12 protein-coding genes are annotated in these 12,501 nt (G+C 49.0%); 2 read left to right on the top strand and 10 right to left on the bottom strand.

The features are described from left to right. Positions 1-2: 2 nt before the first annotated feature. Positions 3-329: a PadR family transcriptional regulator gene (locus G8759_RS13970; protein WP_167208930.1), complete on the bottom strand. Its 327-nt coding sequence runs from the start codon at positions 327-329 to the stop codon at positions 3-5. A 321-nt stretch (positions 330-650) separates the two neighbouring features. Between G8759_RS13970 and G8759_RS13965 the strand changes: the two genes are divergently transcribed. Next, positions 651-1,247 (top strand): hypothetical protein, encoded by a 597-nt coding sequence (locus tag G8759_RS13965; protein ID WP_167208928.1) that lies wholly within the window; start codon positions 651-653, stop codon positions 1,245-1,247. Between the two features lie 103 nt (positions 1,248-1,350). Here G8759_RS13965 and fabF read toward each other — a convergent pair whose 3' ends face one another. Next, positions 1,351-2,595 carry a beta-ketoacyl-ACP synthase II gene (gene fabF, locus G8759_RS13960; protein ID WP_167208926.1) on the bottom strand — a complete coding sequence of 415 codons (1,245 nt, stop codon included), beginning with the start codon at positions 2,593-2,595 and terminating at the stop codon, positions 1,351-1,353. Between the two features lie 246 nt (positions 2,596-2,841). Between fabF and G8759_RS13955 the strand changes: the two genes are divergently transcribed. Further along, the gene (locus tag G8759_RS13955; RefSeq protein ID WP_167208924.1) at positions 2,842-3,450 is read left to right on the top strand and encodes a TetR/AcrR family transcriptional regulator; all 609 of its coding nucleotides are present in this window, start codon (positions 2,842-2,844) and stop codon (positions 3,448-3,450) included. Positions 3,451-3,461: 11 nt separating this feature from the next. Here G8759_RS13955 and G8759_RS13950 read toward each other — a convergent pair whose 3' ends face one another. From G8759_RS13950 to G8759_RS13915, 8 genes are all read right to left on the bottom strand, one after another. Next, a complete protein-coding gene (locus tag G8759_RS13950; protein WP_167208922.1) occupies positions 3,462-4,955 on the bottom strand; it encodes an FGGY family carbohydrate kinase in 1,494 nt (497 codons plus the stop codon). 58 nt (positions 4,956-5,013) lie between these two features. Further along, entirely contained in the window at positions 5,014-5,994 is a 981-nt protein-coding gene (locus tag G8759_RS13945) for an ABC transporter permease (RefSeq protein ID WP_167208920.1), read from the bottom strand. Positions 5,995-6,007: 13 nt separating this feature from the next. Continuing rightward, positions 6,008-7,513, bottom strand: coding sequence for a sugar ABC transporter ATP-binding protein (locus tag G8759_RS13940; protein WP_167208918.1), 1,506 nt, complete (start codon positions 7,511-7,513; stop codon positions 6,008-6,010). 65 nt (positions 7,514-7,578) lie between these two features. Next, positions 7,579-8,208, bottom strand: coding sequence for a DUF2291 domain-containing protein (locus G8759_RS13935; RefSeq protein ID WP_167208916.1), 630 nt, complete (start codon positions 8,206-8,208; stop codon positions 7,579-7,581). A 6-nt stretch (positions 8,209-8,214) separates the two neighbouring features. Then, positions 8,215-9,183, bottom strand: coding sequence for a D-ribose ABC transporter substrate-binding protein (locus tag G8759_RS13930; protein WP_167208914.1), 969 nt, complete (start codon positions 9,181-9,183; stop codon positions 8,215-8,217). A gap of 72 nt (positions 9,184-9,255) precedes the next feature. After that, complete coding sequence (locus G8759_RS13925) at positions 9,256-10,662, bottom strand: DUF1593 domain-containing protein (protein WP_167208912.1); 1,407 nt, start codon at positions 10,660-10,662, stop codon at positions 9,256-9,258. 6 nt (positions 10,663-10,668) lie between these two features. Then, positions 10,669-11,643: a transketolase family protein gene (locus G8759_RS13920; RefSeq protein WP_167208910.1), complete on the bottom strand. Its 975-nt coding sequence runs from the start codon at positions 11,641-11,643 to the stop codon at positions 10,669-10,671. A gap of 15 nt (positions 11,644-11,658) precedes the next feature. Then, the gene (locus G8759_RS13915; protein ID WP_167208908.1) at positions 11,659-12,483 is read right to left on the bottom strand and encodes a transketolase; all 825 of its coding nucleotides are present in this window, start codon (positions 12,481-12,483) and stop codon (positions 11,659-11,661) included. Between the last annotated feature and the right edge of the window lie 18 nt (positions 12,484-12,501).

Genomic DNA, 12,501 nt, shown 5'->3' with positions numbered 1-12,501 from the left:
ATTTATGCCAGAGAAGGAGTAGGAATAGAGTCCCAGAGGTCGTTATGTACAATCCGCATCTCATTCAGTGTTTGCCTTCCTGTTGCCGTAACGGTAAACAACCGCTTCCGATGCCCACCTCGGTTCATGGTAGCCCCTCCAAGTTCTGAAGAAACAAAGCCTTTTTCCTCTAGCCTGTAAAGCGCGATATGTACACCACTGAGGCTACTAATTCGATTCGTGCGTTGTTTCAGCTCAGCAGCAATAACGACTCCGTAAGCGTCTCCCTGCAATACAGCCACGGCCAATAAAACCAGTTCCTCGAATTCACCTAAGTAGGCTCGGCCCATACGAATACAGTTTTTGCTCCATTTGATTATTATTTGCTAAACAAATGTCCTGCCAAACCAAAAACATGCCTATTGCACTCCATTAAAGCCTTTTATTTTAGGTATAGTTGACGATCGCTGTCCAGAAACGGACAGTTTTTGTACGCATGTGGACAGCGTACCAAGTCCGTTGGAAGCCAGCTACCCAAGGAATTACTACCAATCTAAAACTGTACGGTGCAAGGCAGGCGTTTTTCAATAGTTTAACGCGCTACTCTCATCCATCATCTGAATTATGGCAAAGAATCCAGTAGTTTTGGGATCTATTCGGAGAAAGTCACTATGAAAAAAAGCCTGTATTGCCTTAGTTTTCTGACCCTATTCAGTTGTTCAACAAAGGAAAAATCAACCCAATCCGGAGCCACCGATACAGGGCGGGCAGCCACCGAAACGGCCAGTGGACAACTTTCCGGGGAGGGAACCATGAAGTCTGGGTCTACGAACCAAGTCCCTGCCAATGCCGGGAAGTGGCAGTATGACCGCACAACCGATCGAACAAACAATCCGGTTTATAAAGCATCGATTATTTCCTCCAACCTGCTCGAATTTCCGTTTCCCTACGAAGGTGGGTCATCGGCAACATTGACCATTCGGAAACGGAGCAGTGGCACTAACGTCTATCTGGAGGTATCAAAAGGGCAGTTCAACCGGAGTTTTCAGGGCGGAAATGCCCGAATCCGTTTCGACAACAAACCCGCTATTCCCTATGCGTTCTCCGCTGCTGAAAACGGACGGGCTAATATCATATTTTTTGATTCAGAACAGAAACTGATCAATCAGTTAAAAACCGCCAAAGAAACCGTAATCGACGTTGGATTCGACGGTCAGGGAGCCCGTGAGATCAAGTTCAGAACCGCTGGCTTGAATTGGGCCCATTAGTTGTTCAGACAAAAAAACGCGAGGCAGGCACAATGGTCACAACGGTTTATTGCTTTGATTCCTTTGCCCCTGCCTCCTACACGTTGTAATGTACAGAATGTCTTTATAGTTTCTGAAAAACCACAATGCTATTGTGCCCTCCAAAACCAAAGGTGTTGCTCATCGCAACATTCACGCTAGACGGCATAGCCTCTTTGGTAACAATAGTCAGGTTTTCCGGAATTGCCGGGTCCAGAATGGCGGTATTGATCGTTGGCGGAATAACGCTGTCACGGATAGATAACAGACAAATAATTGCCTCGACAGCACCGGCGGCTCCTAACAAATGCCCCGTTACGGATTTGGTAGCGCTAATTTTCAGTTTTGTTTTCTCGGTTCCGGTCAGACTTAACACCGCATTTATTTCCGACAGGTCACCTACCGACGTGGAGGTAGCGTGCGCATTCAGGTAATCTACATCCGAAATGGTGATATTGGCCTCATTCAAAGCCAGTTGCATGGCTTTCGATGCGCCGATACCTTCCGGATGAGTAGCCGTCATGTGATATGCATCGGCGGTCATTGAGGCCCCGGTAATTTCCCCGTATATATGTGCGCCACGTTTAACGGCATGTTCGTATTCTTCAAGGATTAAAGCACCCGCTCCTTCGCCCATAACGAATCCATCCCGGTTTACATCGAACGGGCGGGAGGCAACAGCTGGCTCACTATTATGAGCAGACATAGCCTTCAACGCACTAAATCCGCCAAATGACGCCGGTGTGATGGGCGCTTCAGAACCACCACTGACAATGATTTTTGCTTTCCCCAGCCGAATGTAGTTGAAGGCATCCATAATGGCGGTATTCGACGTAGCACAGGCCGAAACCGTCGTATAGTTAATGCCCATGTAGCCGTTCCGAATGGAAATCATACCCGAAGCCATGTTTGCAATCAGCTTGGGAATAAAAAACGGACTAAACCGGGGCTGGCCAGTGCCTAGCGCAAATTCTTTAACCTGCTCTTCGAAGGTATCCATCCCCCCCTGGCCCGATCCCCAAATGACACCTACATCGAATGGGTCCATCTTATCCAATTCGAAACCAGAATCCTTAATGGCCTGATCAGAAGCAATTAAAGCATATTGTGTAAAGAGGTCGGTCCGCTTGATATCCGACCGGCTTAGATACTGCGTAGCGTCATAATTTTTGAGTTCGCAGGCGAATTGGGTGCGAAATAAGGAAGCATCAAAATGCGTGATCGTGGCCGCGCCACTTTGACCATTTACTACATTTTGCCAAAACGTTTCCACGTCGTGACCAACAGGAGTCAATGCTCCCACACCAGTAATAACAACTCGGTGTAACATGTTTGTTTTTGATTAATAACAACTCGGCCTTGCATTCACCAGACCTGGTATTCGGTAAAGCTATCGTTAAAAAAGCGTCGCAAATGTATGAAAATACAATACCAATCGGTATATTTATCAAATCAAATTATTGACACAATTAGTTCTACCAGCCTATAATCGTCAAATAGGTTCTATAAGCAAGGTCATTAGGCTTTTACAGGTACAGCTTTACTGAGCTTTAATACTAGACAGCACATTTATAACATGGCTACCAAACAATCAAAAGCGGAACGAACCCGCCAGTTTATCATAGAAATGACCGCAGGCATTTTTAACACAAAAGGCTATGCAGGAACGTCGTTAGCCGATTTAACTGAGGCTACCGGCTTAACGAAGGGCAGTATTTACGGCAACTTTGAAAACAAAGAAGAAGTGGCCCTGGCTGTTTTTGATTACAACCTATCACGGATTAAACAGGCGGTTCAGCAGCACATGGTGCAGGCAATCTCAAATTCAGAGAAATTGCTGGTCTATGCCGTGGTTTACGGGACTTTCATTCGCGCCCCCTTTTTGCCAGGCGGATGCCCCATTCTAAACACGGCCATTGAAGCCGATGACACCAACAATCTTCTGAAAGACAAAGCTGCGAAAGCAATTCTGGAATGGAAAAAGTCGATAACTGACATTATCAAAGCGGGCATTAAGACCGGCGAATTCCTCGAAACTGTTGAACCCGAGCGCAGTGCCCTGTCAATTATTGCCCTCATTGAAGGCGGTATCATGATTGCCCGAGTGACCAATAATCCAACCAGCCTGGACAAAATCCTAAAGACGGTAGAATTGCTGATCGAGCAGATAAAAGTAGAAAAATAAAGGGTTTCACCTTAGTGCAGGTTCGTTTCCAGGGCCAGTTGCCAGCCCGCGTAAGCCTTTCCTACCGATAGCCGATTCGCCGAAGGATCAATAACAGACTTACAGTCGTTTAACTGCTGTAAATGCGCTAAGTCCCGATAAACACCCGCTTTTAAACCAGCCAGATAGGCAGCCCCTAACGCCGAAATATCGGCCATTTCGCGGTTGATAACGGGCTTATTGAGGAGGTCAGCCAGAAACTGAAGAACGAAACCATTCGAGGTCAAACCACCATTGACCATTAGCTCCGCTAACGTTATACCGGTGTCCTGCTCCATAGTAACGATTACATCCTTGATCTGGTAGGGAATCGATTCAAGGGCAGCTCTGATAATGTGATTTTTGGTGGAGCCAAATGTAAGGCCAGAAATAGACGCTTTCCGGGCCATGTCCCAGTGAGGAGCGCCCAGACCGCTGAAAGCAGGGACAACATAAACGCCCCCATTGTCGGCTACGGCTGTCGCCAATGCTTCCGTATCCCGGCTTTCGGCAAACAACTCCAGATTATTTTTCAGCCATTCGATGGTTGCGCCACAGGTAACGATTACGCCTTCCAGAGCATAGTCGACCCGTTCTTCGGTGCTCCAGCAGATGGTCGTCACCATGCCATGATTCGATTCTTTACACGCTGGACCAATATCCATCATGATCGAACAACCCGTTCCGAGCGTCGCTTTGGCCGTTCCGGGGGCGAAACATCCCTCCCCGAACGCAGCCGCGTGCGAATCACCAATCATACTGGTAATAGGAAGGGGATGGTCGAACATGCCGTTAAAATTCGATTCGCCAAACAAAAACGAGGAAGGGTTTGGCTCGGGCAAATTCAGTCGGGAAAGGCCAAACTGCGCCAGGATTTCCTGATCCCATGCAAGCGTCTGAAGGTTGAAAAAGAGCGTGCGGGAGGCATTGGTATAATCGGTCAGATAGCGCTGCCCATTGGTTAATTTATAAAGTAGCCAGGTATCTACCGTGCCAAAATAAGCCTTTCCGGAATCGATAGCCTGACGGACTTTTTCATTCTGTTCATACAACCAGATGAGCTTGCTCCCCGAAAAATATGGATCGATAAATAAGCCCGTTTTCGTACGAATCGGCTCTTCGAGTCCTTCGGCTTTTAATCGTTCACAAACGGCTATGGAACGCTTGCATTGCCAGACAATAGCCTTATAGAGCGGCACACCGGCCTCATCCCAGACAACGAAGGTTTCCCGCTGATTAGAAATTCCGCAGGCCGTTATCGACCGCAGATTACCGCCCTGAGCGACAAAGGAATCAAGGCACTTGCCAACGGAAGTGAGCACGTTCCGAACAATTTCTTCGGGGTCCTGCTCCACATACCCATCACCGAAATAATTGGTTTTCAACGGTTCCGAAGCGCGCGAAATCACCTGGCCATTTTCATCAAAAAGCAGGGTCTTTGTGCTACTTGTGCCTTGATCTATGGCTAGAATATAGGAACTGTTCATGTTTATTGGCAGAAAATGAGAACAACTAACAATCTGGCAGACAAGAGATTATTTCTGTTTATTTCTCATTATCCGTTCGTTTATCGATAATAACGGCCAGCAGAATAACAAAGCCTTTTACAACTTGCTGCCAAAACGGAGATACATTGAGCAGCACCAGACCATTATTCAACACACCAATAATAATGGCTCCCTGAACGGTTCCTAAAATACTGCCACGCCCGCCAGATAGCGATGTACCGCCAATAACGACAGCCGCAATGGAGTCTAGTTCATAGCTGGTACCGGCATTGGGCTGAGCCGAATCGAGCCGGGAGGTGACCAGTAAACCGCCCACAGCGGCCAGTGCACCCGCGAGAGTATAGACGATAATTTTGATTCGGTTGATGTTAACACCCGATAACCGGGAAGCACTTTCACTACCGCCAATCGCGTAGATATACCGGCCCAAGCGGGTTTTGTCAGTAATTAGTACCGCGACAGCAACGATGATGCCCGATACCCAGACTGGTAACGGAATTCCCAGAAACCAACCCGTACCTAAATAGGTAAAGGAATCACCCAGACCGGTAATGGGAAAGCCTTCGGTCCAGAGCATGGTCAGGCCGCGCGCAATGGTGAGCATAGCCAGTGTAGCCACAAACGGCGGCAACTTAAACCGGGTAATGGCCCAGCCGTTGAACCAGCCCAGTCCTGAGCCTGTCAGCAATCCGGCCAGCATCGCACCGAGCAAGGTAAAGCCAATGTAGAGATTTGCGGACGGAAGCTGAATACCGTTCCGGAGTAATCCGGCCGTTATTGCCCCCGACAAAGCCAGTATGGAGCCAACCGACAAGTCGATCCCCGCTGTCAGGACAACAAGGGTCATGCCCGTAGAAATACAGACGTTGACCGAGATCTGCCGCAGAACGTTCCAGAAATTGGCCACTGTCAGGAATTTGTCGGACATCAGGCTGATACCCAGGCAGAGTATAAACAGCGCAATGAGCGACTGAAATTTCAGAAAAACGGGTCGATAGGTTTGCAACTGTGCCTGCATAAGACTTAGGCGTTTAAAGGGTTTTAGGAATGGCGGCTTTGAGTATAGAATCTTCAGCAGCATCCTCTGCCGACATTTCGGCCGTTATGGTTCCTTCGCTCATGACCAGAACGCGGTCTGAAATGGCCAGAATTTCGGGCAGTTCTGACGAAACGACGATGATGCCCATACCCTCGTCGGCCAGTTGAAGAATGAGTTTATAAATTTCATTCTTGGCATTGACGTCGATACCCCGTGTGGGTTCATCCAGCATCAATAGCTTCGGGTGGGTAGCCAGCCATTTCGACAGAACGATTTTCTGTTGATTGCCGCCACTCAGATTTTTAGCCGCCTGCTTTTCGGAAGGAGTTTTTATCCGTAACTCAGCAATGTATTTTTTAGCCAGATTCGACTCTTTTTGCCGGTTCAGCAAGCCGGTCTGCTCAATGGAGTCGAGGGTCGATAAGCTAATATTGGTTTGAACATCGAGCCCCAGAACGAGGCCATCTTTTTTGCGATCTTCGGGCACCAGCGCCATACCCGCCCTGATCGCATCGATGGGTGCCTTACAGGAAACAGTTTCACCGTTCAGGCGAATGATTCCGTTAGCCCGTTTCGGATGAAGTCCAAATAGCGTTTCCAGCAATTCGGTCCTACCGGCACCCATGAGCCCAAAAATGCCAACAATTTCACCCCGGCCAACTGTCAATGAAATATTCTTCAGTTGATTTTCCTGCGCGCGGACTGGATGCGTAAGACATAGGTTTTCGACGGACAAAAGAGGGCTATATCCATGGTCATTCCGCTGCCGCCGGATACTGGTAATATCCCGACCCACCATTTTACGAATGAGCGTGTCGTGGTCCATGCTTTGCATATCGCCCGATTCGATCGATTTCCCATCCCGCAGCACAACAAAGTGATCAGCAATCGTAAACAGCTCATCCAGTTTGTGGGAGATGTACACAATAGCTTTATTCTCGCTTCTCAAATCGTCGATGATGCCAAATAAGACCGCCACTTCGCTTTCGCTGATGGCCGATGTTGGCTCATCCATGATGATGACTTTTGAGTCAACCAGCAACGCTTTGGCAATTTCTACGACCTGTTGCTGACCAACTTTCAAGTCCGCAATCAGCCTGTCGGGGTCAAGACTTAGCTTCAGTTTGTCCAGTAGCTGCTGGCAGGTATGCCGCATGGCTTTCTTATCGAGTGTACCCCAGCGCGTGGTAATCTCACGACCCAGAAAGATATTTTCCGTGATACTCAGATACGGAATAAGGTTGAGCTCCTGGTGGATAATTGTTATACCACAATCCTGGGCATCGCGAACGGACGAAAACCGGACGGGTTGCCCATTGAACCGAATTTGTCCCTCGTAGTCCGGGTAAACACCCGACAGAATTTTCATCAGCGTAGACTTGCCCGCTCCGTTCTCGCCAATTACAGCAGTTACCTTCCCGGCCTGAAACTCAAGGCACACCTTGTCAAGCGCAGTTACGCCCGAAAATCGCTTGGTGATATCGTCTGCTACGAGCATGGTCGGGTTTCTAGGGTAGTGTCGAGTTTTAAGAGCGCGACACCACGGCAAGGTATTGAACAGGTTTACTTCACGGTGATCGGAATCACCTCCAGATTATCAAGGTGCAGGTGCTCCCGATTCAGTTCGATTGCGCCCACAAAGCTGACTTTATCCCCTTTTTTGGCGCGGCTTTTCAAACCAGGAATCACCTTCCTGCGAATAATATCGTTGAGTGCGGCAGACACGTTGTTCAGATCCATCGTATTGTCGAACTCAGTGATCTGGATTAACCCGGACGCATCCCGGACCGCATTACCAAAAATGTATTCAGTAGCCAGTTTTACGGACTCGCCATCGGGTAATAGAACCGTTACGTCTTCGTCGCTAATGGCGGTTATTATGCCCTCCCCTTTTACCAGAAAATAGCGAATATTACCAATTCCCAACGCATGTGAATAGCTGGACATGGCCTTCTCTTTATCTGTTTTCAACAGAGTCAGGAGCGAGGTTAAATCAGTTGCCGATTGCTGAGTGGCAGGAATCAGTTTGGTAGTCCAGAACGTCTCCGAATAAGTGGCTGCATTAAATGCTGGACCAAGACTTGAACCAGCTGCTTTCTTTACCTCATCCAGTTTTTTGATGTAAACGGAGTTATAGGCAACTACGCCGACCAGAACCAATAACGCAAGATTTTTAAGAATACTTGTAGACATGGTTTCTCAGAGCTTTTTAGGATCTTGATAGTCAGCGATATTCGCCTGATCGACCAGTTCGACAGCTACGGGTACTTTTTTGGCAAAATCCCGCTTACCCTTGATGTATTCGTCGGCATACTGAGCGGCCGTTCTGGCCATCGTCTGGGGCGATTGCAGTCCCGTGGCTTTAATCTTGCCATCACGGATGGAGTTCATCACATCATCGGCCCCATCGAACCCAAACACGCCAACCTCTTTGGCCTTGCCAGCCGCTACCAACGCCTGATAAGCCCCCATCGCCATCGCATCATTTCCACAGAAGACGGCATCGATATCGGGGTGTGCCTGGAGAATTGACTCCAATACTTCCATCGCCTTATTCCGGTCAAAATCAGCACTTTGCTGAGCGACCAGTTTAAAGCCAGGATAGCGATCCACCACACTATGAAAACCCTTCGACCGGTTCCAGGTGTTGTTGTCGCCTACCAATCCTAAAATCTCGACATAGTTAACGGACGCCGTTTTTGCCTTTTTGCCCAAGGTCTGAACAAAATATTTGCCGATTGCCACGCAGCCCGAGTAATTGTCGGACAGAATCTGACAGGTCGCTGCCCCGGGCGAGTTCACTTCCCGGTCCATACAAAACACCGGAATACCCTCCTCTTTGGCTTTCATAGCATTCACGATGGAGCCATCCGAATCGGTTGGATTGAGCAGAATGGCATCAAACCCAGATACGATGGCGTTCTCGAAATGGTCGTTTTCCAGGGCTGTGTTGTTCTGTGAATCAAAGATCTTTGCCTCATAGCCCAATGCTTTCGCCTGAGCCGCAGCAGTTTCAGCCAGCACCACAAACCACGGATTATTGAGCGTTGACACAATAACCGCTACCTTTTTGGGCTGGCCCGTTTTCGATTTGGTCGTACAGCCAATTGCCACTGCGAACAGGAGCAGCAGTGCCAGTAATCTACTGTAGGTGAATAGGTTGTGCATGAGGGTTTAGGAAACAACTGCTACTCGTTTCTCAGTCCGTTCACTTTGTGCCCTGATCGAACTGACAAAAAATCAGGGCAGTACGGTTACAATAACGCGCCGGTAACGCGTCAGAGCGGGCTCACCCGCATCAGTCACGGCCAGTACGATATGGATTGTTTCAGGTGTAGTTACTTTGGGTGCTACGATAAAGGCATTCTTTTTCTGTTTATCCTGTATTTCGAGCGGGCGATTGCTTTCGAATGTCCCAGGTTCACGGTAATAAATCCACTCGTATGTCAACGAATTCCCATCGGGATCACTGGACCCTTCCGCATTTAGCGTAATCTTTTCCCCACCTTTTACCTGTAGCTCACTGGCATGACCCAGAACGGCAACGGGCGGATGATTGGCTTCTTTATAGGGCTTGACCGTCCAGTCGATGCGGGCGGCAAAATCATGCTGATACGCTTTTCGCCATCGCCAGATCGTTGCTTTGTTGCTGTTATGCCAGGCACCGTCGATCCCCTGTACCTCATCTTCAGCATCGGTCCAGATGGGTCGGGTTTCGGGTTCCATGAACCATTTTCGGGTGCGAGGAGTGTAGAGTTCATAACGTCCCCCCCAGCTACCATAATTCGGATGCTCAGGGTCGCTCAGGCCATTGTTTATCAGCCAGAGAAAACTGGGCGTATCGCCTTCCATAATAAAATCCGTATGTGGGTGCTCGGCCCCCAACGGACCATGATTTTTACGAATATTCGCATCCAGCCAGGCATTGTTTACCAGGTTGGAATCAGCCCCATCGAAACCACGCGTAAATCCATCGCCACTGATGCCTCGCCAGGTTGAATAATGATAACCACCGCGTGCATGAAAGCCAGGGCTTACGATGAAGAATAGAGAAGGAAACGTCTTCCGAAGCCACGGCCCGGTATCGTCCTGATCAGAAATCGTATAGACACGAAGTTTAGCAACAAATTTGTCGACCTCGGCGGGTGTACGGGTCTGCCGAACTTTCCAGAGTGCCTGCGCCAGGCAGTTTGCCCCGCCCCAAATGGGTATCCAGACCGGCCGTTCATCTTTTTTGTCGACGACAGCAATGATGTGCTCCGAACCTTCGGAATCGTTGCCCGGCCCAACGGCGTCCATGCCATATTTGGGGACCGACGATTTGATAACGCTCAGCAAATAAGCCTCTTCGGGGTATCCTTTTTCGTGAAGCAGTAAGTTAGTCCGAACTTTACCGTAGGCCTGCACAATCCGCCGGATACGCTCGGGGGCTACCCGATTTCGCTGGTGGACAGACGTGGTCGCCACGAGCCCTTCTACATCCCATTGATTTACGTAGGTCAGAAAACGAACCATCGACTGAGCATCATCCGGCTCATTTTCGATATCGGTCAGGACCAGAATTCGTAACTTTTTACTGACATCCTGTGCCTGACAAATTGTTAGTGCCAGCGCCAGCAGGAAGAGGAAGCAGATAGACCTTTTCATAACGGATCAAGCGTGCTTTTGGAGTAGATTAAGCGCCATATCGGCAATTCCGATTTCCGAGAGCCCATAATGATCGAATATCTCTATCTGTGACCCGGTTACTGTATATTCATCAGGTATCCCCATGATTTTAAACCGGTTACGAAACCCATTCTCCAGCAAAAACGAAGCACAGGCCTCCCCTAAACCACCGTAAACACTGTGTTCTTCAACGGTCAGAATGGGGCAGCCTTTGGCCGCTACCGAAGTCAGCAACGCATAATCCAGCGGCTTAATGGTGTGCATACTAATCACCGTTGCCTGGATACCGTGTACGTTCTCCAGCTGGCGGGCCGCCTGAAGTGCGGGATAGACCGTTTCGCCTGTAGCGACCAGAATTAAATCGTCGCCCTCATTCACAATACGACCTTTACCGAATTCAAATTGTTGATTTTCTTCCGATAAGAGGGGCATCGCTTTTTTACCGAACCGGATATAAATGGGATGGTCCGTTTGAGCCGCCAGCCTGATGGCCTGCTCCGTCTCGAAATTATCGGCGGGTGCCACAACGATCAGGTTATGCACTGCCCGCAAGGCCGCAAAATCGTGTAGACTGTGGTGCGTAGAGCCTAACGCGCCATAACTCACACCGGCACTAATACCAATGAGTTTCACCGGGTTGTTGGAATAAGCGACATCCGTTTTGATCTGCTCGAATGACCGGGCAGTCAGGAAACAGGCGGGCGAAACGGCAAACACTTTTTTACCGGTCGAGGCCAATCCCGCTGCCACGCCGACCAGATTTTGTTCGGCAATGCCGATCTCAATAATCTGTGACGGGTATTTCTGCCCAAAAGGCACGAGCTTTCCAGATCCACGCGAGTCGCTGGTTACCGCCAGAATATGCTTATCGGTACTAGCCAACTCCTGAAGTGTACTGGAAAAAACGTCTAAGTTTGCCAGACTTTTCTTATCCGCTACTAGGGTATTTAGTTCTGCCATGAGTTTATTGAATCTCTACAATGCCATCCCGGCCTCTTCCAACTCTGTCAATGCCTGTGCGTACTGTTCCTGATTTGGTACGCCGTGATGCCATTTCAGTTGATTTTCCATGTAACTGATACCTTTTCCTTTTATGGTATGAGCAATAATCAGACTGGGTTTACCCGGCTCAAAAGGCAGCGAATCGAACGCTTCGGTAAGTTCCTGGAAGTCATGTCCATTCACGTGACGAACCGCCCAGCCGAATGCTTCAAACTTCTTGTCGAGCGGGTCGGTGTTGCACACATCGGCCGTTGGACCCGAAATTTGCAGGGTGTTTTTATCGACAATAGCGCAGAGGTTGTCAAGCTTATAATGCGATGCAGATAAAGCCGCTTCCCAATTGGAGCCCTCGGGTAATTCGCCATCGCCAAGGAGTGTAAAAACGCGATAGGTCAGTTCATCCAGCTTGGCAGCCAGGGCCGTTCCTACACTCAAGGCCAGACCGTGCCCAAGCGAGCCGGTGTTCTGCTCGATTCCGTTTACTTTTCGGGTTGGGTGACCAATGTAATGCGACTGATATTTGCACAGGGTCTCCAGATCCGATTCCGGGAAAAATCCTTTATCTGCCAGTACAACGTAGAGAGCCTCTACCGTATGCCCTTTGCTCTGGATATAGCGGTCGCGGTTGGGCGATTTAGCTGTTTCCGGACTGACATTCAGAACGTAATTATAAAGTACATTCAGAATATCGACACAGGACAGACTCCCTCCCGTATGACCAGCTTTGGCCCCAACAATGTACTTCAGAATATTTTTTCGATACGTAACCGACTTGCGGGCTAATTCCTGTAGGCTCATAGACTTCGCAGTTGAACA

Source organism: Spirosoma aureum, assembly GCF_011604685.1.
In the GTDB taxonomy this organism is placed as follows: Bacteria; Bacteroidota; Bacteroidia; order Cytophagales; family Spirosomataceae; genus Spirosoma; species Spirosoma aureum.
Note: the sequence above shows the minus strand (reverse complement) of the source record. Positions and strands in the feature narration are given on the sequence as shown.